The 22,203-nt window shown below is 51.3% G+C and carries 18 protein-coding genes; 8 read left to right on the top strand and 10 right to left on the bottom strand.

The window, feature by feature from the left end:
- Positions 1-781: 781 nt before the first annotated feature.
- The gene (locus tag ACR0IO_RS21360) at positions 782-1,378 is read right to left on the bottom strand and encodes a TetR/AcrR family transcriptional regulator (RefSeq protein WP_480744578.1); all 597 of its coding nucleotides are present in this window, start codon (positions 1,376-1,378) and stop codon (positions 782-784) included.
- An 88-nt stretch (positions 1,379-1,466) separates the two neighbouring features.
- On the opposite strand from ACR0IO_RS21360, the gene ACR0IO_RS21355 reads away from it, so the two are divergent.
- The 3 genes from ACR0IO_RS21355 (at position 1,467) to ACR0IO_RS21345 (ending at position 5,866) form a co-directional block, all read left to right on the top strand.
- Positions 1,467-1,874 carry a hypothetical protein gene (locus ACR0IO_RS21355; RefSeq protein ID WP_480744576.1) on the top strand — a complete coding sequence of 136 codons (408 nt, stop codon included), beginning with the start codon at positions 1,467-1,469 and terminating at the stop codon, positions 1,872-1,874.
- A gap of 118 nt (positions 1,875-1,992) precedes the next feature.
- Positions 1,993-2,634: a LysE family translocator gene (locus ACR0IO_RS21350; protein ID WP_480744574.1), complete on the top strand. Its 642-nt coding sequence runs from the start codon at positions 1,993-1,995 to the stop codon at positions 2,632-2,634.
- 1,240 nt (positions 2,635-3,874) lie between these two features.
- Complete coding sequence (locus ACR0IO_RS21345) at positions 3,875-5,866, top strand: AsmA family protein (RefSeq protein WP_480744572.1); 1,992 nt, start codon at positions 3,875-3,877, stop codon at positions 5,864-5,866.
- A 446-nt stretch (positions 5,867-6,312) separates the two neighbouring features.
- On the opposite strand, the gene ACR0IO_RS21340 is transcribed toward ACR0IO_RS21345, so the two are convergent.
- The gene (locus tag ACR0IO_RS21340) at positions 6,313-7,179 is read right to left on the bottom strand and encodes a LysR family transcriptional regulator (protein WP_480744607.1); all 867 of its coding nucleotides are present in this window, start codon (positions 7,177-7,179) and stop codon (positions 6,313-6,315) included.
- A gap of 207 nt (positions 7,180-7,386) precedes the next feature.
- Between ACR0IO_RS21340 and bla the strand changes: the two genes are divergently transcribed.
- Positions 7,387-8,250, top strand: coding sequence for a class A beta-lactamase (bla, locus tag ACR0IO_RS21335; RefSeq protein WP_480744570.1), 864 nt, complete (start codon positions 7,387-7,389; stop codon positions 8,248-8,250).
- A gap of 335 nt (positions 8,251-8,585) precedes the next feature.
- On the opposite strand, the gene ACR0IO_RS21330 is transcribed toward bla, so the two are convergent.
- The 5 genes from ACR0IO_RS21330 to ACR0IO_RS21310 all read right to left on the bottom strand — a co-directional run bounded on the left by ACR0IO_RS21330 (position 8,586) and on the right by ACR0IO_RS21310 (position 13,594).
- Positions 8,586-9,950 (bottom strand): sensor histidine kinase, encoded by a 1,365-nt coding sequence (locus ACR0IO_RS21330; RefSeq protein WP_480744568.1) that lies wholly within the window; start codon positions 9,948-9,950, stop codon positions 8,586-8,588.
- 555 nt (positions 9,951-10,505) lie between these two features.
- On the bottom strand, positions 10,506-10,829 hold the full coding sequence (locus tag ACR0IO_RS21325) for a hypothetical protein (RefSeq protein ID WP_480744566.1): 324 nt from the start codon (positions 10,827-10,829) through the stop codon (positions 10,506-10,508).
- 91 nt (positions 10,830-10,920) lie between these two features.
- A complete protein-coding gene (locus ACR0IO_RS21320) occupies positions 10,921-12,291 on the bottom strand; it encodes a sensor histidine kinase (protein ID WP_480744564.1) in 1,371 nt (456 codons plus the stop codon).
- Positions 12,278-12,955, bottom strand: a complete 678-nt coding sequence (locus tag ACR0IO_RS21315; RefSeq protein WP_480744560.1) for a response regulator transcription factor — start codon at positions 12,953-12,955, stop codon at positions 12,278-12,280. Before ACR0IO_RS21315 ends, ACR0IO_RS21320 begins: the two co-directional genes overlap by 14 nt.
- Positions 12,956-13,066: 111 nt before the next feature.
- Entirely contained in the window at positions 13,067-13,594 is a 528-nt protein-coding gene (locus ACR0IO_RS21310; RefSeq protein WP_480744558.1) for a roadblock/LC7 domain-containing protein, read from the bottom strand.
- 879 nt (positions 13,595-14,473) lie between these two features.
- Here ACR0IO_RS21310 and ACR0IO_RS21305 point away from each other — a divergent pair.
- Positions 14,474-14,608, top strand: coding sequence for a hypothetical protein (locus ACR0IO_RS21305; RefSeq protein WP_480744556.1), 135 nt, complete (start codon positions 14,474-14,476; stop codon positions 14,606-14,608).
- A 3-nt stretch (positions 14,609-14,611) separates the two neighbouring features.
- Positions 14,612-14,818 carry a transposase gene (locus tag ACR0IO_RS21300; protein WP_480744605.1) on the top strand — a complete coding sequence of 69 codons (207 nt, stop codon included), beginning with the start codon at positions 14,612-14,614 and terminating at the stop codon, positions 14,816-14,818.
- A 9-nt stretch (positions 14,819-14,827) separates the two neighbouring features.
- On the opposite strand, the gene ACR0IO_RS21295 is transcribed toward ACR0IO_RS21300, so the two are convergent.
- Positions 14,828-15,190 (bottom strand): hypothetical protein, encoded by a 363-nt coding sequence (locus ACR0IO_RS21295; protein ID WP_480744555.1) that lies wholly within the window; start codon positions 15,188-15,190, stop codon positions 14,828-14,830.
- A gap of 394 nt (positions 15,191-15,584) precedes the next feature.
- Positions 15,585-17,957 (bottom strand): autotransporter family protein, encoded by a 2,373-nt coding sequence (locus ACR0IO_RS21290; RefSeq protein ID WP_480744553.1) that lies wholly within the window; start codon positions 17,955-17,957, stop codon positions 15,585-15,587.
- 375 nt (positions 17,958-18,332) lie between these two features.
- Here ACR0IO_RS21290 and ACR0IO_RS21285 point away from each other — a divergent pair, with 375 nt between their 5' ends.
- Both ACR0IO_RS21285 and ACR0IO_RS21280 read left to right on the top strand, forming a co-directional pair.
- Positions 18,333-18,839 (top strand): ClbS/DfsB family four-helix bundle protein, encoded by a 507-nt coding sequence (locus ACR0IO_RS21285; RefSeq protein WP_480744551.1) that lies wholly within the window; start codon positions 18,333-18,335, stop codon positions 18,837-18,839.
- Between the two features lie 338 nt (positions 18,840-19,177).
- Positions 19,178-19,453, top strand: a complete 276-nt coding sequence (locus ACR0IO_RS21280; protein WP_480744549.1) for a hypothetical protein — start codon at positions 19,178-19,180, stop codon at positions 19,451-19,453.
- 223 nt (positions 19,454-19,676) lie between these two features.
- Here ACR0IO_RS21280 and ACR0IO_RS21275 read toward each other — a convergent pair whose 3' ends face one another.
- Complete coding sequence (locus ACR0IO_RS21275; protein ID WP_480744547.1) at positions 19,677-22,112, bottom strand: GcvT family protein; 2,436 nt, start codon at positions 22,110-22,112, stop codon at positions 19,677-19,679.
- Between the last annotated feature and the right edge of the window lie 91 nt (positions 22,113-22,203).

Raw genomic sequence — 22,203 nt, 5'->3', positions numbered from 1 at the left:
ACGTTAACCGACACCTCGGCGAATGCTGCCGTTCAAGCGATTTTCTTGAAGCCAACTGCTTAGTGCGCAGCGATGTTGTTGAACTTGTTCTTGCCCAAGGATTTGGTTGCCGGGTCCGAGATGCAATTTTCAAGTTTAGGCACCCATTTGCTGAAGGGAGTGCCAAGTGAATGGGCGGTTTGCGAAGAAACTCATTAGCTTTCTGTTTAACGTTGAATTGAAGAGCGCGAACCTTCGAAACATTCAAAAAACGCAAAAAATCATAAGGTGTAGAACTCAATGGGAGGCGATTCTCAATAATTTAGCCCCATTATTTACGCACTCCGACAAATGGTTGTCGGATCACTTTAGTGGTGAGATCGCGGTTACAATAAAATCTGCTACTTAGAGGTTTGCATATTTTGAGATTCTAGAAACCATGATTGTTCTAAGCGAACAAACAACAAGGGCAGTCCTTAATTCAATGCACATAAAATGGCCAGAAAGTACCCGAAGCTGCCCTTGAACCCACTTTCGCCTTTCGCTCATGCAGCAAGTCGCGAACCGTACACGCCGTACATTCAAAACCGGATCGCAAATGGCGGGTGAGCGGACAAAATGTGAATTAGCAGCAGGCGCACTGACGACCGCTTACCTCCTAAGCCACACGGAAGCAATTCGCTCTATGCACCGAGCTTCTTGTTTTCGCGCTCGATGGACCATTCGATCAGTTCTGTCCAGATTTCGCGCACAAGGACCGGGTCCATCTATCAGGTTCCAATTGCGCTTGTTGTGAAGGGGCTTAGGCCAGAAGCTGGCGGAGATAGTTCACGGCCCGTTGCGCGCGGCCCTCGCATACGGATGCCGATGGGATAGGAAGGCGCCCGATGACGCGTCTGATCTGCTGATCGCCGATGAGCAGATCAAGGTAAAGTCCTACAGCTTCCCCCGTATTATCAAAGTTCAATTGGCCTTCGTCTCTGGCGCGCACCAATACTTGCTCCAGAAGAGGGATAACTGCCTCGCGCCCTGCCTTTGATAATGTGGCGCCAAGCTCACCACTGCTGTCTGCGGCGGCGGCACGGTTAAGGGCGACGGCTCTCTCGCCGGTGAGTAGGTTCAGAAGTTTCGGCCCAAACGTTTCCAAAATAGACAGTGCATCGTGACCGGTTTCCAGTTCGGATTCCAGATGGGTTTTCACTTCTTCTGCGTTTCGCGTGACGAGCGCCTGAAACAGGCCCTGCTTGTCGCCATACCAGTTGTAAAGAGTTTCATTCGAGGCGCGTGCTTGCTTGGCGATGCCCAGCATCGACGTGCCGCCATATCCTTTCGCCTCCAGCACCTCATAGGCCGCCGCCTCGATCTGCTGCTGGCGCAGTGATCTTTTCTCTTCGCGCATATTTTTTCTCCTGCACATTGACAACAGCCGTAATTAAAAATACGGATATCTTCAACCGTAATATCAATTACGCTTTTTGGAGAGTGAAATGAACCAACACGACCGGCAGACCCTGGCAGCTCTTACAACGTTAGTCCTGCTACAGCTGATCATGCTCTCAGCACTTTATGCGGGGATCAGGCCACACCCGCCGGTGTCTACGCCACTGTTCGGCATTGCTCCGTTCCTAGGTGCTTCGGTGTCCGTCGCCTTGTCCGCAATAGTCCTGCAACCTCTTACAAATGCAGCAGGGCGGAGCCTCAGCATCCTGGCCGCGTTGATGGCGCTGGTGTCCTTTGGACCGCAGAAATACTTCGATGCGCAGCTAGCCCTGATCTGGCCTGCTGTTTTTTTGGGTCAGCTCGCCGCTCTAGTCATCTTTGTCAGGGTCATAGTTGCGGCCCAGCAAAAGCATGAAGTCGGTCAGATGAACGCATCCTCTACGGAGCGAGCCTGATAGCACAGCCATTCGCCAATCTGGCAGTACTGGAGCACGTACTGAACATTAGCTAGCAGCGTGGTGGTGCTTTTGACGGGCTTGGCTCTCTCTTCCACCTCAACTCGGAGATTAACCGATGGAAATTTCGCTTTTTTCCTTTGGCTTGCTCGCACTGATTATCGTGATGACGCCCGGACCCACCGTACTATTAGCCCTGTCCAACGGGTCACGTTTTGGAATGGCATATGCCAGTTACGGGATCGCAGGCGCTGCGATTTCCGATGGAGTGCTAATCGCGGCGGCGGCGTTAGGTTTGGGTGCCGTTCTGGTCACTTCGGCGGTTCTGTTCAACTTCGTGAAATGGATCGGTGTCGCCTATCTAGTGTGGCTGGGCATTCAGATGCTACGGTCTTCGGGGGAACTGGGATTGGAAACGAACCGGGCAAATGTGCGTTGTGCTATCCCGAGCCGTCGCGCTCTGGCGATATTCAGAAAGAGCTTCTTCGTGGCTGTGACGAACCCCAAGGGATACTTGTTCTTTACCGCTTTTCTGCCTCAGTTTCTGAACCCAATGGAACCGCTGCTGACGCAATATGCCACGCTCGCGGGTATCTTTATTGCGATCGATGTGATGGTGATGACAGCTTATGCCGGACTGGGTACCAAGGCGATGCAGTTGCTGCACGACAGCGGAGCACTCTGGATCGATCGCACTTGTGGTGCTCTGCTTGTCTCCCTCGGCTGTGCCTTGGCACTTGTAAGACGCAGCGACGTGTAACGCGACATGCGGACATTCAGCGTGGCTTAGTTAGACGCAGAGAAGCGCACGGCCGCCATGCGGAACTTTAACACTGATCTCACAGTTCATCTAAGTTACTCCAAAACACTCTAAGGCAAGGATTGGCATCATGATCAAAATAAGCCTTCGTTACCGTCCTTAAATGTAAAGCCTGTTCCTTTTGGTTTTCCGGGTGGTGAGCTCGTCGTGTCATCACTGTTTGATGAATTCATATTCAGCAGTTATTGAATAAGTGAAGAGCATCGAAAGAACCCTGCTTTCTGTCGGTTGGAGGGCTAGTCGGACCGATGTAGTCAGCACTCATGCAACGCCTCTGTTTTGACAAGTTTGACCCACTTCAAGCCAGCTGTTTAGAAACTGGGCAAGCAGCAAAAAAACCGAAAGATTTCCATCTACTCATTTGTTAGAGCTTCGATCAAATCGGCAAGAATACCAGCCATGCGATCAAGATCATTCAGAGTTCAGAATTTAGTACAATTGCACACCATATATTCGATTAACTTAATGATTAAATGGTCTAGGCTACCCACTGGATGAATCGGAAATTTAGGAGAAGTGCGTGCGATACGTTGCAAAAGGTATATTGATTTGTTTCGCTGTCGCGTGTGTCGCTATGTTGACAGCTTGGCTTTTTCTGTCTTCTGCGTTGTTTTCTTCGGTCAGGACTACCTTCGTCGAAAATCTGATCTCTAAGAAGCTTGGTCAGGACGTTAGAATTGAAGATGAAGTGCGACTGGGTCTTGGTCGGCAATTGCATGTATCAGCAGCAGGGTTGGAACTACCCGGTTCTCCGAATGCTGAAGTGAACCTTGCAGCAATCGATGAGATAGAGTTTGAAGTGTCCGCGCGCGACCTTTGGAACAGTAAACTGTCACTGAGTGGTCTTTCTCTCTCGGGCGTTCACCTGAACCTGATCACGGACAAAGACGGCTTCGGAAACTGGCAGTCCATTTCCCGAGCGGATGTTGAAGCTGGAAAGCCTGCTGATCCTCCAAATTTGCCTTTGGCCGGAATTTTAACGGACCACGAAATCGATCTGACCGATATCTCTGTTCTTTATCAAAGTGATCAAAACGGGCTTGAGCTGGATCTGAAACTTCCTGAGTTGCTATTGAAGCGCGATACGGGAACCGACATCGCGACGGCAGTTGGGACCGGTTCACTAAACGGAGAGAAGTTTGATCTGAACGCGACATTTCCTGCGGAAGACCCGTTTCAAGTGGCGGTGAACTTTGAACAGATTTCGATTGTCGCCGAGGAAGTCCCTCAAGAGAACGGTCTGCAAGTGGCAACGACCGTAGAGATTGCCGAACTTGGCCAGCTTCTCGATATCCTGAAGCTGAGCCGCGTTTTGGAAGGTACAGGGAACATTGGCGCAACGTTCACATCAGTCGACAGCCTAGCACGGATTGATGATCTATCTGTATTGGCTGAATTAGATGGCGGGCAAAGCCTTTCGCTGACGGGGCAGATCGGAGAATTGGGGAACCCGGAAGACGTATCGCTAACAACCCGAATTAGGCTGTACCCAGAAGATGCGGAACCAGCCCCAGCCGCCTCGCGATATGATCTTAAACTTATCGCTGTCGACATGGTTATCGACAGCGTACCCGGGCAGGTGCCGCAGCGACAAATGGTCATTAAGACCAACGGTTTCACGTTGGACACGTCCGGCGAAGGCCCGCCACCGATTAAGTTCTCCGAGCTTTCCAGAACACCAGAAGGCGCTTTAAAAGTCGGAAACATCAACCTTAGAATTGGGAACCCAGCCGATCCGTTTATCATTTTGAACGGTTCGGTCGATGACGCGCTTCAGTTGCAAGGCATATCAGCAGAAGGCCTAATGGACATACCGGCTAGCAGTTTGATCTCGCCAGAATTGTTGGGACCAGACGACCAGCTTGGCAGGTTTTCCGGTGACTTCCATTTGAACGGCGACATCAACCAGCTTTCGCTGACGAATTTGGATGGAAAGACAAGCGATACGGACGTCTGGAACCTTGAGGTGCATGGCACTGTCAAGAATGTACTCAAATTCGAGGACCTGGATTTGGCAATTGATGTCTCAGTCCCATCCGGAGCGGACCTTTTGGAGGCACTATCGCTTGAACGTGTGGAAACAGGGCAGGCTCGCCTTAAAATCAACCTCGTTAGCGAAGGCACTGATTGGAACGCGAGTGCCAATGTTGAGGTCGCCGACTCTATCTTGCAGATTATGGCCGATCTTGATGATGCAACAAGTGACCCGGTGCTGCAGGGTTCCATTGAGAGCGACCTGATAAAGATAGATCAGATCCGAACTATCGTTCAGGCTGCCGCACAGTTGCGGAAACTAGGCGGCCCAGAGCCGGAAGAGAAAGAAACTAAGAAAGAAGACGAGGGCGACCAAGGCGCGTTAAGAGATGTAACGCTTAAACCTATCGGGCGCTCAATTCTCTTGTCCGGTATGGATATGGATGTCGACGTTGACCTTCGGCACATCGAAGGTGCCAAGGGCATCAGCAGTTTGCAGAGCGAAGTGACGCTCAACAAAAACGAGCTTAAGGCAGGACCACTGAAGTTTGAATACGGAGGCGCTCATTTCGACGTCAGTGGGCAAATGGATTTGTCGAACGACGCGCATCTGCTCACGTTGACCGGCAAGGCAGGTGGCTGGCAGCTGGATGAAATTCTTCACAGCCTGAACTTCAAAAAGGGCGCAAGCGGCACGATCTATGCAGATTTTTTGGTGACCGGAGGAACAGATTCAGCCAAGCATTTTGCCAATAGCATGAGCGGCAATGCCACAGTTTCAATGCGTGATGGCTCGATCGAGACCCAGCTTCTAGATCTGGCAGGGTTGGGGGTGCTCCCATGGGTATTTACCAAGAAGAAACAAAAGGTCGCGCCAATCGTGTGTTTGCGCGCACCTATCAGTATTTCCAATGGAAAAATTTCGACGAAACAAACCACATTGGAGACAGACCATGTCCAAGTTGTCGTCTTCGGCGGCGTTGATGTGGCGGGTAAGGTTTTGGACCTGAGTCTACAGCCCCGCAAGATTGGCGAGCCTCTTTCGAAAAGCCCCTGGCCAGTGACCTTAAAGGGCCCGCTAGCCAAACCGAAGATTAAGGTCAAAGACGGTCCGAAACGACTGAAACGATCGGATGGTGCGGACAAAATGCCGGAACAAAGAAAACTATGCGTTCCGGATATATTACAACTGCAGTAGTTGCGTAGGCGATCAGTTAGAGTTCAAATCTAGAGTTCATAAAGACAGATTAGGCTTCGGAAAAGCAAATTCTGCTTTGGGCTCACAGCTGATCTTCACAGCGGAGGGCATCGGTTGGAGGTAAGAGCCCATATTCTATACTGCGGCAATTTACGAACCGCGCATCCCAGACATTCAATACATGGCGGTAACTGACAGTTGAGCGCAACAAAGTAAGCTCACGCTACGACACCACAAAAGTCTGTTATTCAGTCAGATTGCGTCGTACTTAAATACCCGCTCATCTTCTGGAAACAACTCCGAATAGCTGAAGACACTGCGTAGATCGCAGAAGAGTGCAGCAAGAAGCGATGCCCTCTAAGTGAACCGGGTCTTCGTGCAAAGAGCGGCCAAATCAGCCAAGAGTCCCGCAATGTTAGGCACATGATAAGGGGCGGTAGACTGAATTACATAGCTGTCTTACAAAGCCAGGCTTCAAATGTCGCGAGGGCAGTGGTTGGCTCCTTGTTGGAGAGCCGCGTGCTCCAATACCTCCCCGTTGTGACTTCCGTATCGAAAGGGAGCACCAACCGCCCTTCGGAAACCTGATCCTGAAACATGGCATGGGGCAAAAGTGCCACGCCAAAGCCTCTTGCCGCCAGCTCCGCCATGGCGACAGAAGAATCGTAGATTGGACCTTCGATATAGGGGGACACCATACCGGCTTCTCTAAACCAGATGGGCCATTCATCAGCGCGATAAGATCTTAGCAAACTTTGATTCAGCAAGTCTGCGGGGTCTTTGAGTGTTGACGCCACCGAGGGGGCACACATCGGTGTCAGCGGAGTTTCCATCAAAGGACGCGAGGTCAGTCCGGGCCAGCGACCAGCACCGAAACGGATCGCCAGTTCGAGGCCCTCGCGGGCAATGTCGACTCGATTGTTGTTCGTAAAAAGGCGAACACTAATGCCTGGGTGGGCTGTTTCAAACTCAATCAAGCGTTCTGTGAGCCATCCGACGGCAAACGTCGTTACCACACCCACATTCAGCGTTTCATGATAACGACCATCCGCGAACCGATCCAAAACGCCACTGATGCGATCAAGACTCGTGGTCAGAACTGGCAGTAATGCCTCACCTTCCGGGGTGAGCAGCAGCCCCTTGGATGTCCTGTGAAACAGCTTTGCGCCGAGCTGCTCTTCCAAGCGTAAAATCTGATGGCTGACAGCCGCTTGGGTCACGCAAAGCTCCACGGCGGCATTGGTGAAACTGCCCTGTCGCGCAGCGGCCTCAAAGCTGCGCAGCGCATTGAGAGGGATGTTGGGGCGATCCATAGGCATTACTTTTTCTTATGCGGAGTTTGACAATTAGTCGTTTGTGCGCCGAATGAAAAGATTTTAGCACGATCTTCATGAATTGTATCAATGGCAGTTCAGTGATTTTCGAACGACGTATCATCGCAGAAACCTTCGTGGTTTGCCTTTTCAGCGTATTTGAAGAGACAAGAATTTACGTCTTCAAGAAGGAAGAAGGGAAGACCTATGAAGGCCTATATTTGGGCAATTCTGAGTGCCGCTTTGATCGCTGTGACTGCGGCTCCGTCGTGGGCGCAGCACCTACAACAGACTGTCACCACCTGGGAAAACCGTCTTGATGCGCGCATCGGGGTTGTGCTGCGCGACGCCTCTTCAGATTGGGAAATTTCCATGCGTGCAAAAGAGCGGTTTCCGATGTCGAGCACGTTCAAGTCCCTCCTGTGCGGCGCGGTTCTGGCGCGTGTGGATGCGGGGCAGGAAGATCTGAGCCGTCGCGTGACCTATTCGGCAGATGATCTGGTGACCTATTCCCCGGTGACCGAAAACCACCTGCAAAATGGGCTGACAGTTGGCGAACTCTGTGAGGCAACAGTGGCGCTGAGCGACAACACGGCAGGCAACTTATTGCTTGATACCGTGGGCGGTCCGGAGGGGCTGACCGCCTTCCTTCGCTATATCGGCGATCAGACCACACGTTTGGACCGCTGGGAAACAACTTTGAATGAGGCGGTCCCCGGAGATCCTCGGGACACCTCTACTCCTTCGGCGATCCTAACCACATTGGAAGCGTTGCTTTTGGGCGATGTTCTGGAACCTTCGTCTGCGGCGCAGCTACGCCAGTGGATGATTGAAGATCAGGTAGCCGATGCGTTGATCCGAGCTCATCTTCCCGAAGGCTGGGTGATTGGCGATAAGACCGGGGCAGGTGGCAACGGCTCCCGCGCGATCATTGCATTCATCGAGCCGGAGGAGGATGTTCACTACTTTGCAGCGATCTATCTCACCGAAAGTGATGCTGATTTCGCGCTTCGCAATCAGGTGGTTTCGGCGATTGGTCAGGCTATGATTGCCGAGATAAACGCCCGATAAATACATGCATTGCGCTCTTGCGGCAAATAGTGCGAAGCCAAACGTCCCATGGCAGCAAGTCCGCCATCTCCCAGAAAATTGCGGGGGCAGCATTTATCGGCGGGGGCCACTGGATCGCTTTCCGCGAAAGCTGACATTCATCCGCCGAGCATTTTTAGAACTGGGCTGGTAATCGACGGTCGCTGCGGCAAACATAGACAGGTAGGCTCACGCCAAGAACAGAGCAGGACAACTGTTCGATAAGACAAGTGCTGCAACAAACGCCACAATCGGATTTAGATCATGTTTTGCAGAACCCAAACGCCACGGTGGAAACGTTCAAATGCAAAAGCTTACTATGCAACTTCGAACTGAATTGAAACCGTGAATCCAGGTGAATTGTTTGAAGCCGATAAGAGCGCTGAATGATGATCTGCAATAGCTTTCACCAGCGCCAAACCCAAACCGTTCCCAATACTGTTCCGTTCAGTGTCAAGCTTATAGAAAGGAACAAAAAGCTTACTCAGTGAGTTTTCGGGAACGCCAGGGCCATTGTCAATTACCGAGAGCGTAATGGTACTTTCTTCTTGCTCAACAGTCAGTAGAATCCTGGAATGCTCCGGGCAATGATCAATTGAGTTCTGCAAGAGGTTTGCACAGAGCTGTTTCAACATACCCTCATCGCCTTCGATTAGTGTACGCCCCGATTGGTTATCCACAAAAGCGAGACTTTGGCTCTTCACTTCCGCAAGCGGGACCATATTCTCAACAGCTTCTCGACCCAATCTACTCAAATCCAGATAGCTGAACGCCTTGGAATTGTTTCCTTCTTCAATGCGGTTGATCCGCAAAACTGTTTCGAATGTCCATTTTAGACGATCAAGTTCAGATTGAATTTGGTTGATCGGTTCTATGGATTGACCATCCGAACGCAATGAATCCTTCGCTTCCTGAAGCGCGATATAAGCGTGGGTGAGCGGGTTTTTCAGATCATGTGCGATGGCGGCAGCGGCCGATCGCGTCGTGGACATCAAAACTGTCAGGTTGTCCAGGTGGCCGTTCATTAGCCGAGCAATCCGGTCTATCTGATCATTGTTCTTCCCGACTGGGAGTCTCGCTTTGACTTCCCCTCTTGACACCTTATTGAGCGTTTTCGCCATTTGATCGAGTTTACGATATGTTCTTATGCTGGAGATATAGCCGACCAACAGCGTGCACAAAGTCGCTCCCAACCCGATCGCTACCAAAGACCAGGCCAACGATCGAAGTGTGCTTTTTACAAATGCAAGATCGCGACCAACCACAATCACAAAGCCGCGGTAGGTTTGCACATTTACCCTATGGATACGTTTTTTACCTCCCAGAATAATCCCATCATCTTCGATTTCACCCCAACCCCGAAAGGACGGGTATTCATCGATGTTTCCAGCCAAACGCTTCCCTTGACTGTCGAAAAGGCCAATCAAACTGGTGTCAAACGGCAACCAGAGAGTCGCGTCATCAATCGCTTGCACGACATCGGAATCGTTGTCGTTATCGTCCAGAATCTCCTGAATGAAGCGCATTTCATCAATCAACAACGAGTCCATTTCCCGCTGCAAATCGCCACGAATTCTCTCAAATGTTAAAAATGCCAGTGCAGTTACTGATAGGAGGATTACCACCGCTGCATACAAAGCCGTAGTAAAGGCAGATCCAGATACAATATTTGAGCGTATCATTAGTCTTTCATCCGGTTTATGTGGCGACCCCATATGGTTTGGCTAACGGTAAACCTGTTCTGGCCGGTCAAGTGTGTGATCCGAAGGTTTTAGCCGCTATTTTTGTGGAAAAATGGGGAATTTGGCTGGATGTGTTGCAACACTGGTGATGCAGTCCGGGCCAAGTTTGAAAAGTTCAACGCCCTAGCATTCGCGTAAGATGCACTTGTTGGCGCACATCGGTCCACTTTTGACAACCAACATACAAGATGTTCTTCGCCCATTTCATGAAGCAAAGGAAAGTGGGTTTCGATGAGTTTGCAACGCGCCCCTCCGAGGGGGAGGAAGGGCGCGCTGTTTTGACTGAGGGAAGCTTGTTTACGAGTGAGTGGCCGTGCCCACACGGCACCGGTAACACCCTTCAGGAGGGTTACGAGTGCTTCCTCAGTCGAGTATTCGGTTTCGAACCTGATGGCATCTTCTGTAACTTGAACTTGCCAACGAGTTTTCATCAACCTTACTATTTTGAAAGGCTTTTGCGGTATGCACTGATGAACATCGAGCGATTTAACTTGATCATCCACCCTTTGTGCAATGCCCGTGATCTTCGAACGATTTGGCACCATGCGTGGACAACTCATAAGTCATAGTTGGAAAGTGCAGCACCAACGTCCAGACTTCGTCAGGCTTTATGTGGATGAATGTAACACCGTCCAGGCCGTGCGCGACGGAAGCCATACCTTCTATATTCTGTACTATCAGTCGCGCCTCTGAGAGATCGGTATCTTGAAAGACCTGAATTACTTCTCCGTTTGTTTCTGACTTGCATTGGAATTCCGTCTCGTCCGCCAACGCCGCGCTCGCAGGTAAAAGTGCAATTAGGAATATTGTATTTTTCATCATTGTGTTTCCGATCAAAAGGTTAAGCTTTCAGGTTTGAGTGGTCCGGGTGATGGTTAGAATTCTAGGCTGTACAATTTTTCGGCCTGTTTCATGCTGCAATCGGAGACCTCCCAAAGCTCACACAAATTCGCAGTCCTGGCCTTTTGTTTTCTGCGGTGATTGTTGCCCCGTGTCGCATTGCGACGGCCTTCACAAGCGATAGGCCAAGCCCATTTCCGGCGTCGTTTCTTGGATGGTCAGATCGAAAAAACGCGTCAAAAATCTTGTCGATTTGTGGTTCCGGGACCCCAGGTCCGTTGTCTTCAACGACCAGCTGTATCGCCTCAGACGTGGCCACTAGGGAAATCCTGATCCAAGATCCAGCAGGGCAATATCGGAGGGAATTGTTTACAAGATTGACGAGCAGCTGTTTCAGCAGGTTTTCGTCGCCTCGTACCAAAATCGTATCGGCGTTGTAGTCAGCCGTAATGTGTTTTCCAACGTCGACCGCAACGGGATAGAGCGCCTCTGCAACACTCTCAACGAGCGCACTCAGATTGACTGTTTTGAAGTTATTCTCATGCGTACCTGCCTCAATTTGAGATACTTTGAGCACTGTATCGAAGACAGTTCCAATGCGTTTAAGGTGGAACTCTAAATCGTTGAGGCTTGGTCTCGGATCGCCACCATACTCAATTTCGCTATGTACCTGCTGCAAAGCAATGAACCCGTTCGTCAAAGGCACCTTCAAATCACGGGCAATTTTGACCGCGTTGGATTGAGTGCTGTTGAGCAAACTCAAAACCCAGTCGAGACGTCTGTTAACAAGTTGGAAAATACGATCGAAATGGTCGCCCTTATCTGTGACGGGAAGACGAACAACGGCGCTTTCCTCAATAGTCTGGTTGAGAGTTTTCTCAATCCAAGCGAGTCTCTGGAAACTCTGAAAACTGAAGTAATAACCGAGGCCCAGAACAGAGGCGGTTGTCGCAAGCGTCAGCAAGAGCAACCCTTCCCACAGCGTTGTCAATGCCTGATTGAGTGATGTTAGACTTCGGGCAACCACCGTGCGATAGCCAAGAAATTCAGACGTGTGGAGCATATAAACAGGGGGTGCTCCGCCGATTTTGACGAAATCCGGATCAACTTCGTGCCAACCAATCTCGTCGGGCGGTTTCGCGATTGATCCTGCTAAAGCGGAACCGCTCTGGTCGAACAGCGCGATCATGTGAAGCCCAGTTCGATTGGGATTATTTAAGTGTTCAATTGCTCGCTGAACTGCTTCAGAGCCTCCATCCAGCAAAATCTCATGAAACAGGAGTTCTTCGTCGAGGATTTGTTGCTGGAGATCAACGCGGAGCCTGTCTGCAAGGGCTAAGTAGGCAGCGTATCCAAAGACAGCAGTTATAATCCAGACTATTAATGCCGCGAAACAAGCCGTCCGGAACGGGGCGCCAGAGAGAATGCTAGAGCGGCCCATGAATGCTGTACCCAACGTTTCGAGACGTGTGCAAAAGTGGCATCCCGAAAGGTTTGTCGATCTTCGATCGTAAGCGACTGATATACGTTTCGATTACTGTAGAGCTTGGATCAAAATTGTAATCCCATACTTGTTCCAACAGCATGTTACGTGTCACAATCCGCCCTGCATTTCTCATCAAAACTTCCAAAAGTGCAAATTCACGGGGCAGCAAGTCAATTGTAACATCTTGCCTTTTCACCACTCTGCTGAGCAGATCCATCGAAAGATCGTGGACTTGAAGCTTAGTTGTAGCAATGCTGGACGGTTGTCGTCGGATAATGCTGTTTAAGCGCGCCAGGAGTTCCGAAAAATGAAAAGGCTTAACCAGGTAGTCATCTGCACCTTCGGTCAAGCCCTCAACTCTGTCCTGAACGTCTCCTATTGATGTGAGGAACAGAACCGGGGTCTGTTTTTTCGCGGCCCTCAGGGCCTTGAGAACAGAAAGGCCGTCCATTCCCGGCAACATGCGATCTAAGACTATGGCGTCACATTCATTGTACAAACAATATGAGAGCGCATCCCGACCATCATCGTACCACTCCACACTGAAACCGTTCGACCTCAACCCCGAATTTACAAAGTCGGCGGTCTTTTTGTCGTCTTCTGCAACGAGTATTTTCATTAGAAGACCTCTGATTGAGCCGCTGGATCCGCTTGTCCCATTAACAAATACGAAGTTAAGTAAACTCAGCCATAACGGGATGGCTAAGTCCATTTGGCAAATCGTTGCAGACTAGAGGCTCAAGGTTTCTTCAACAGCTTTCACTTGTAACCGGGCCAGACCCAGATTGGCGGTCTTCTTGTCTAACGCGACATACACAAAAATGTTTGGGTTTTTGTCCAGTGGGCGGACCAGATGAAACTGCTTGCCAAGCGTGATCAGAATGTCCTCGATGGTATCGTTAAGCTTTAAAGCTTCGATCGCATGAAGTTTGGCGCGGACGACTTCAACATTCGCTGCGCCCGCAGTATCAAGGTCAAACTTGGAACCACCTTCTGCGCCTAGAGTAAGGCCTGTATCACAGTCGACGAGACAGGCCCCCAAAAGTCCCTTGATTTCACTTAGTTTAGAAATGTCCAATGACATGTTTGGCTCCTTTTTGGCCTTGAGATCGTTGGTTTGAACCACACCGGACGCGTGATTGGCGGGACGAGCTCTGTTGTTTGCAGGTGGAATAGTAATGACGAGCCTCTGAACTAAGCCAAATCTCTCGTTAAATCTGGCCAGCACAGAGGTGGGCTCACCTTTGGGTTTCGACATTTGCTATCCAATTCTCGCTGAGTTCGCGGAATTCGAATGTCGAATTAGGGGCCTGTCACTTCGCACCAATTGGGCATGAAGAAACAGTTCATCAACCAATCTGTCATCCAAACGAGGGAGGTCAGCTGTCCTCCGAAGGGCGGAACATTTGAGATCTGAAGTCACTTTCACAGCTTTTGCGCTTGTGTCAGGAGAATGATTGTCGCCTCTATGCAAGAAATTCAGTGCGGCAACACAGGCGAGGGCCAAGTATTGGGCAGTGTTCGTTGAAATGGCCCATACACTCTCCGAACCCAGAAAGAATGCGGGCCACAAGTGTCCTAGTTCGAAAAGAACGCCAGCCAAAACGGGTAAAACAGAACTTAGCATAGAACTCTCGCCTCGTTACCAAACGACTAAGTGGCCCGTAAAATGCTAAGAGTTTTAACCGTCCTTTCAGACAGCTTAAAAATATGAAAGGTTTTGGTTGTTTATGTTGATGTTAGATGGAAGCCTGGGCGCAAACGGCTCATTTAATGTAACTACCAATGTTGAATGCATCACTAGGCGCGTGCGGGATGCGGCCTTCCCTTCATCTTAGGCGTACTAGGTGGTGTGCATGGACTGGCGGTAAGAGCCCCAAGCTGCCGTTGATCCCCTTTCCGCCTTTCGCACATGCAGCGGATCGCAAACGCGCGAAAGCGGACGTTCAAAACCAGATTGCTAATAGCGCGTGAGCGGACAAAGCCGTCGTTCGGTCTGACTTCTTCAAGGTCTGGGATTGCGCGATTGCTGCCATTCGGTGAGCGACGTTGCTGAGCAGCCTCATCTGACTGGTCCAAGTTGATTGTTAGTGCGTGATTTGCCTCTGGTCCATCCGGACGATGGTTTCCGGGGCTGGTGTCGCTCACCAAAGGTCAGCAGAGCGATCACAAAGGCGCGGCAACCCTCCTGCCTGATCTGCCAGACGCCTCAGAACTGATCGGTGACAAAGGATTCGACAGTGATGCCTATCGCTCGGCCCTGAAAGAGTGAGGGATCATCCCGTACATTCCTCCAAGAGCAAAGCGGAAGCATCCCGCAAGCTACTGTAAAACACTATACAAACAACGTCACAAGGTAGAGAACCTGTTCGCCAAGATCAAAGATTGGCGCAGGGTCGCAACCCGCTATGACCGCTGCGCCCGCACCTCCTTCTCAGCTATCTGCATTGCCGCAATAATCATATTCTGGATCAATCAATGAGTCCTGAGCCTAGAAACCAGTCCCGCACGGAACGCTAGGGCCGGACGGTTCGACAAGGCGAATAACACCCGCATTTTTGCACTTGAAGTCTACAGTTGTTGCCAATGTTCCGCCGAGGCCAGCGGGACCATCTTCGCGGGTTGAGCCGAGTTCCGATTGAGAGCCGGATGCGGAGGTTCCCACGCTCTGCGGCGCACCACGCGGCGAGAAGTCTGCAATTCGGTCGGAGTGGCTGATTGCTTGCGAAATCGTTGAGCGAGCATCATGTACAGTCCCGCGTTGGCCGTGGTCACGCAATGGGCCGGCCATGGACATTCCAGCACTCAGAACAATGGCGAAAGCGGTGGCGGATGTGATCAGTGTCTTTTTCATAACTTGGTCCCTTTCGGTTGAGCGTGTTGTTACGCTGTGTGTGAGACCAAGTTGGCAATCTGCGGTTCAGATTTATTGCGCTGGCACGTCAAGGTTTTGAGAAATGCCATCAGATTGGTGCCCGTTCGCGGCACCTGCCGTAGTACGGCGGCCCAAGTTAGGTAAACATTGGTTTTGCTACATCAGTCCGCGAAACTGAATAGGTGGAAATCAACACTGAGCAGATAGCTGCCATTTGAGCAAAGTGCAGCGTCGGTCCAAATGGGCTCTTAGTCGACATTCGCCGCGGCAAGCTTAGACAGGCAGGATGAGCCCTAAGACTCACAGTTAGATGTAACATCAACGGTGGTCGATGCATGTCATGAGAAAATGAGAACAAACCTCTACAGTTCAATCAGAACCGAACGCTAAGGTTTGCACCCAAGCCATGCTCTTGGCCGTTGGAACGTACCGAGTAGCCGTACCCTGCTGTTAGTCTTGCTTGCTCGGAAATTTGATACCCTAGCCCCAGACCAAGAACGAACCCGTTAGCGCCTCGGTTCTGCCCGACTTGCGTGAATGTCCCAAATATCGGGCTGGTAACATTGATTTCATGCTCACTATCCTTGTTGGCAAAGAAGTCGTATTCGTAACGGGCAAAAGCTATAGGGGTGAGTAGTCCATTGTCAGTCAAAAAGTCCTGTTGATAATCGAAGCCAATGGAAGCGACTAGGGACTCTGCATCCGCCTTATCAATTGAATAGTTGAAGTCGCCACCTCCGGTCTCTGTTCCAGACCCTTGTTGAATGCGTCCGTAGTTCAATCCAAAAACTGCAGAAACTCTTGCGCCGCTGTCCAGGTTAAACAACCTGCGTGCTTGGAGGCCGGCGTGAATACCTTCTTGGTCCAAATCTGACTTTGCCTCGCCTCCAGTAAAGCCATCAACGGAAGGGTTGTTCCGCTTGGCGTCGGTGTCACCGAACATGTAACCGATCAGCCCGGAAAACTCCCAGGTTCCGGTTGTTGTACGCCCATAGACGCCCACGTGATAGCTGTCGGTCGAAAAGTCCTGATCGACTTGATCGTGCTCATCCATGGAGGATGTCCCGAAGCCTGCGTACAAGCCGACCACACCTCTATCGGTACTTGCGACATCCGCTCCGACCAAAATGGTCCCGAGCGAATAGTCAAATGTCCCAAGACCGTTATTTCCATCAACGTCACCGCTCACATAGGCTGTGTCGATCCACCAGCGTCGATCAGAGCAGTCTATCGCGCCACTAGGACTCTGGACCGGGTCGATGCCACCTGAGGCAACGGGTCTGTCCTGATTGTTGAAACCTACCGATTGATACTTGCGGCAGTCAGCGTGGCTCAGCACAGTGTTGGTTATAAGGTCTAGTTGCTCGAGCCCAATGGTCAGGTTGGAGGAGTAAGGTTCAGCGTGCACACGATTAAACCCAGCTAAGCCTGAATTGGTGAGAGTATTGACAGCGGTACCTATTGTTGAGCCATTAGTAAGCCCCGTACCAGGCGACGTGTTTGTGGTGTTGGCAACCGCACCAGCAAGGTTGCTGGCATTTGGCGAACTGGTAACTACCGGGTTCTGCGGTAAGCTTGAGACTGGCAACGCGGTAAAAGCAATATCAATCTGACCATCTGCAGAGGGCGTATTCGCTATCGTCAGATGGGACAAAGCCGGAAGAGAGCCACCTGCAACAAGTGTTGGCGAATCTCCATCAAAACTCGAGGCTTGAAAAACCGTGTAGTTGTTGCCAGCAGCATAGTCCTGCGCAGTCAGACCGGGACGAGCGGCTTCGACTTGTATGGTAGCGCGGTTAATTCCTGTCACCGGCCCACTGGATGACACCAAGTCAGCTTTCTGACCGGCCGTCGGATCGACTTCACTTAAAAGCCTTGACCCAGTTTCAAAAGCGATTCCGCCACTATTGTTGAGCGTACCAATTGAAAAGCCCGGCGAAAGCACCCCTCCGTTCTTAACTGTGAAGTTGAATGCATTCACGGTTCCAGTTCCGGCCAGCGTGCCAAAATTCTCAAAATTTACGGTGTTCAAACTGCTTGACGCATCAAGCCGAACAGTCGTGCCTGCCGCTATCGCAATATCGCTGGTTGAAGAAATCGAACTATTCGTAAGTGTGAAATCGGAGGCCTCAGCGACCCGAGTTTGGATATAGTACGCCCCGAAAACTACTTCGGTAGCTCCAATAACGGTCAGGTTGTCATAGGTTAACGGTCGGTCTGACTGGAAGTAGACTTCAGTGGGGTCGATATTCGCGCCATTGAACGGAGCGAACGTCATTGATCTGCCGGAACCAATCGAAGTTCCAATGAGGTTCACTCTGAGCTTCCCGTTGATGTTTGTTGCCAGGGCTTCCCGGGAAATAAAGTCTCCGCTTCCCGCCGCGACATCAATATTCAGAAGGGTTAAAACCGAAGCATTACTCGGAACGGTATTTTGGCCAGGAACATACAACTCTATTTCACCAGAGGACGTGATGGTGGAGTTTCCAATTGTTAATCCTGTTATGGGTCCATTTGGGATTGGAAGGCAGGTTCGCTCGGTCGTCGAGATTGTTTGGTTAACTAGAGTGCTTTCAGAACCTGATGAATACTCAATCCGGGGAGAACCTAACTCCACGCACGCCTGTGAGCTTTGAGCGTGTGCGCTGACTGGCACAAAAAAACAAACCAAGTTGCCCAATATGAACTTAATGAAAAAACCGTTCTGTTTGCTTCGTATTACACTTGCCTGGCCGCTGGCCTCCATCAGTCATCTCCTCTAGTGCTACAACGAGGCTATACCTTTGATAGTATACAGAGGTTTTGCGGGGATAGTTCATAAAAATCGAAGGTTTGAATGTTTATTCACCCACGACCTTTGTCGATATATGCAAGAATTTCCACCTAGGGTGCTCGCTAAGAACGGGAAAGCATAATTTTTCGCATTTCTGCCATTCATGATGCTCGATACTGCCAACGCAGCGAACTGCACATTCCAGACATTCAATTCTAGGCGGCAAATGGCGGGAGAAAGGCCTCTCGCTGCATCTACTTAAAAAGTCGCTACTGCTTAGTCAGACAAGACCAAGTGCCATTGACCCAAATCAAGAAACCAACCGGTTGAATGGTGTAGTGCTAAGCAATGCCCGCAGCAACGAACAAGACCGATTTGCTTGCCGCCTTCGACAAGGAGTTGGCAAATCTACGCAAGACGCTCGATGGCGTCGATGAAGCGCATTCCTGTTTGTCGACCCCCGAAGACGAAACCACGATCAAAGGTGTCATCGCTCACCGAACCCATTGGATGAGCATGTTCCACGGTTGGTACGAAGATGGCGTTGCGGGGCGCGAGGTTCATGTGCCAGCCAGGGGCTACAAATGGAACCAACTCAAAGAATACAACGCGTCACTGTATGCGAGAGGCAACGAGACACCTTGGGCTGGTCTGCTCTCGGAATTCGAGTCCGCCTGCACTAAATTGCGTCGTTTTATCGAAGCTCAAGACGATGTCACGCTTTACTCAAGTGGTGTGCACGCATGGACCGGTAAATGGTCCTTAGGTCGGTTTGCCGAGGCATCTGGTCCATCACATTTTCGGTCCGCCAACACCTACATCCGTAAGGCGCTGCGTAGCGCCAGCACAGGCTAGTTCAGCTGTTCGCAAAGCTGACTATCAAGATTTCAAGACAAACGTGTGCTCACTCCAGTCATTGTCTAAGACATGGCCCAACTGCTCGTTTGAGCCCGTTCCTGTCGTTTAGCAAGGATCGATCTTTCGCATGTGAAGCACGTCGAAAAACGCATATTTCGGACGTTCAGAGTCCGGTGTCGGATGGCAGATAAGCGGACTTTGCCGACTTTGACAAAGTTGTAATTTTATCGTTAGCAGAACCGAAACAACGCTCAGCAAAAGAGGGCTTGGCCTATTCTATGGCGCAATTCGAAGTTCGACTAATGTTTGAGTGGGGAGGGCCGTGTTTGTGGGGCATGAATGAAGCGACTCAATCCGCATTTGGGGGTTATTCAGACTTGGAGAGTTCCTTGCCTTTATCAAACGGGACAAAGGCGAAGCTAATTGAACTCAAAACTGCTCACGATACAGCTCTAGATTGGGCAGATCCGGGTGGGCCTAGTCCTTGGTCAAAGAATGACTTTGACAAGTTCGAGGTCGAAGCGCACGCTATTCTCAAAACAATTCAAACCGAACTCGGTGACCAGTTCTTAGTTTGGTACGATCCGGTTGGAACAGCAGACCAAGGGTAACTTTGGGCTCACTGCCGCCTTTCTATGCGGTGGGCATCGATGGGAGATAAGAACCCCAACCTGCCGTTGATCCCTTTTCCGTGTTTCGCACATGCAGCAGACCGCAAACCGGACGTTCCGGACGTTCAAAACCAAATTTCTGATGGCCGCTATGCGGACGAAACTTCCTTTCGCTGCGGCTGGTTCAAAGTCTGCTTTTGGAAATCCTTCCTAGAAGTACTGGTCAACTCCGCATGCGTTCGAAATTGGGATCATAAGGTGAGTTATCGATCACATGCGCTGCAATGTCTTCTCCGCATAGGTCAAGCAGTAGTGTTGATCCGGAGGTGGCGCAATCGGGTTTTACGAACGCGTATGCGAGGTTCATTCCGACACGGTGGCCGTATTCGCCGGACGTGATGGTGCCAACCACCGCGTTGTCTTGCATCAGTGATGAGCCCGGATGTGCTGGGGCTTGAGTGGTGTCGATCTTCAGCGTGACTAGCTTTCTTTTCGGTCCAGCGGACTGCCGTTCCAGCAGGGCTTCTTTGCCGACAAAGTCATGTTTTTCCAGCTTCACGAACCGTGAAAGACCCGTCTCGAACGGGTCAAATTCGGTAATCAGGTCGGCTTTCCAATGTAGGAACCCCTTCTCCATGCGCATGGATTCAATGGCGCGCGCGCCGAAGAGTTCCAAACCATGCGCCCGCCCGGCCTCGCGCAAAGCGAGGTAGGCTGCATAAAGCGATGCATTCGGCACATGGATTTCATATGCCAGTTCCCCTGAAAAGCTCACCCCCATCACCACTGCAGGTGCGAACCCGATGCAGCATTCACGGACCGACAACCACGGGAATGCGTCCGAAGACCAGTTCCCGCGCGCGCAGTCAGACAGGACCGCCCGTGCCTTTGGCCCGGCGAGGACCAGTATTGTATGATCGTTGGTCAGGCTGCGCAGCTGCACGTCCTCGTCTTGCCTTAAATGCAAAGTGAGCCAATCCATGTCGTGGTATTCAGACGCGGCAGCTGAGCCATACCAGACCCTGTCTGGTCCGCGCTCTGAGGCAGGTAGATTGGCAACCGTAGCCTCGCCCTTGATGCACCCGTGTTCGTTCAACAGATACCCTAGCCCAACGCGGCCATCTCGTTTAGTGACGTTCCCGCAGATCATGCGGTCAAGGAAAGCGTGACGATCCTTTCCGGTGATCTCGATACGGTTGAAACCATTCACTTCTGCCAAGCCTACATTCGTTGCAACATTGGCGACCTCGGCAGCAATGACATCGAACGTCTCGTCAAAATTGAAGCTTAGCGATGGGTGAAACGCAGGCGAAGGCTTGATGTAGTCCACACGCTCCCAGCCATTCACAACCGTGAATTCCGCGCCTTCGGCTGCTAGCACAGGCGTCAGGGGTGTTGTTTTCGCATTACGTCCTGCGGGGCGATGCTCGTGCGGGAGATGGAAACGAAACTCGTTCTGGTAATCCTCTATCGCTTTGAGCGCAGTCAATTCGACGGTTGCATGGCCGGTGAAGCGACGCGGATCGATAACCCACGTGTCATAGCACGCCTCGCCGTGCACAATCTGCTGCGCTAGAAGCCAGCCGTGGCCGCCCCCTTCGCCCAGCCCAGCACGCAGTCCGATGATACAGTAGGCGTTGCGCTTTCCAGGGATCGGCCCAACCAAGGGCGCACCATCGATTGTGTAGGTGATCGGGCCATTCACGATCCGCTTGATCCCGACTTCAGCCAAGGCAGGCATGCGTTTGAACGCGCCTTCCAGCACATCCATCACACGATCCAGATCATCGGGACATAGATCGTTCGAAAAGCTTGGGCTGATCCCGTCCATCCCCCAGGTTTTGCAATCCTGTTCGTAGAACCCGACCAGCAAACCGTCCTTTTCCTGGCGGGAATAATAGTCTGAGATCGGGCAGCGTAGGAGCGGCATACGGTGCCCGGCCTCTGCAATCGCTGGGATATCCTCGGTTATGAAATACTGATGTTCCATCGACGCTACGGGATGCTCCACCCCCATCATCCGGCCAATCTCGTTCACGCGGTATCCGCCTGCATTGACCACGATGTCGCAATCGATGTCACCATGCTCGGTGTGGACGGTCCACGTATCATCCCTTTGCTGGGTCAGCGCGGTGACCGGTGTATTGCGATAGACTTCTGCACCGGCTTTGCGCGCATGAAACGCGAGCGCTTGGCATAGCTGGGCAGGGTCAATGTCACCGTCCTCGCCATCCCAAAGGCCGCCCAAAAGGTTTTCAGTCGAAATGAGCGGGTGGCGGCGGGCGCATTCCTCGGCATCGATAACTTCATACTCAATACCCATCCCGCGCGCCATTGACGCAAAGTGGCGATACCCCTGCATCTGTTCTTCTGTATTAGCCAGGCGAATGCCGCCATCACCGTGGTGATAACCAACCGGATAGTCGGGATCGTCCCGTAGTTTCTTGTAAAGGGCAATGGAGTGGGACTTGAGACCAACCATCGTCTGGGTCAAGCCGAAATTCGTGACCTGAGCCGCCGAATGCCAGGTGGTGCCCGACGTCAGCTCATCACGTTCAACCAGGACCACATCAGACCATCCCTCTTGCGTGAGATGATACAAGGTCGAGCAGCCCGCAATGCCGCCACCAATGACGACAACTTTGGTCCGGGTTTTCATGTCAGACTCCTTTGTGTTTCTGGCTGGCACTCTGCCAAATGTTCTAATCTCCGAAAAATAGTTTTATGCTAGGAATATCCTCAAAAAGCGT

This window comes from Ruegeria sp. CE12, from assembly GCF_056537525.1.
The sequence above is the reverse complement of the archived record's forward strand: the minus strand, read 5'-3'. Positions and strand labels throughout refer to the sequence as shown.

Excerpts from the sequence above, each read along its gene's own strand:
- ACR0IO_RS21275 (WP_480744547.1), bottom strand. The coding sequence starts at position 22,112 with ATGAAAACCCGGACCAAAGTTGTCGTCATTGGTGGCGGCATTGCGGGC.
- ACR0IO_RS21310 (WP_480744558.1), bottom strand. The coding sequence starts at position 13,594 with ATGTCGAAACCCAAAGGTGAGCCCACCTCTGTGCTGGCCAGATTTAAC.
- ACR0IO_RS21355 (WP_480744576.1), top strand. The coding sequence starts at position 1,467 with ATGAACCAACACGACCGGCAGACCCTGGCAGCTCTTACAACGTTAGTC.
- ACR0IO_RS21285 (WP_480744551.1), top strand. The coding sequence starts at position 18,333 with ATGCCCGCAGCAACGAACAAGACCGATTTGCTTGCCGCCTTCGACAAG.
- ACR0IO_RS21315 (WP_480744560.1), bottom strand. The coding sequence starts at position 12,955 with ATGAAAATACTCGTTGCAGAAGACGACAAAAAGACCGCCGACTTTGTA.
- bla (WP_480744570.1), top strand. The coding sequence starts at position 7,387 with ATGAAGGCCTATATTTGGGCAATTCTGAGTGCCGCTTTGATCGCTGTG.
- ACR0IO_RS21330 (WP_480744568.1), bottom strand. The coding sequence starts at position 9,950 with ATGATACGCTCAAATATTGTATCTGGATCTGCCTTTACTACGGCTTTG.
- ACR0IO_RS21280 (WP_480744549.1), top strand. The coding sequence starts at position 19,178 with ATGAATGAAGCGACTCAATCCGCATTTGGGGGTTATTCAGACTTGGAG.
- ACR0IO_RS21325 (WP_480744566.1), bottom strand. The coding sequence starts at position 10,829 with ATGAAAAATACAATATTCCTAATTGCACTTTTACCTGCGAGCGCGGCG.
- ACR0IO_RS21360 (WP_480744578.1), bottom strand. The coding sequence starts at position 1,378 with ATGCGCGAAGAGAAAAGATCACTGCGCCAGCAGCAGATCGAGGCGGCG.
- ACR0IO_RS21350 (WP_480744574.1), top strand. The coding sequence starts at position 1,993 with ATGGAAATTTCGCTTTTTTCCTTTGGCTTGCTCGCACTGATTATCGTG.
- ACR0IO_RS21320 (WP_480744564.1), bottom strand. The coding sequence starts at position 12,291 with ATGGGCCGCTCTAGCATTCTCTCTGGCGCCCCGTTCCGGACGGCTTGT.
- ACR0IO_RS21340 (WP_480744607.1), bottom strand. The coding sequence starts at position 7,179 with ATGGATCGCCCCAACATCCCTCTCAATGCGCTGCGCAGCTTTGAGGCC.
- ACR0IO_RS21290 (WP_480744553.1), bottom strand. The coding sequence starts at position 17,957 with ATGGAGGCCAGCGGCCAGGCAAGTGTAATACGAAGCAAACAGAACGGT.
- ACR0IO_RS21295 (WP_480744555.1), bottom strand. The coding sequence starts at position 15,190 with ATGAAAAAGACACTGATCACATCCGCCACCGCTTTCGCCATTGTTCTG.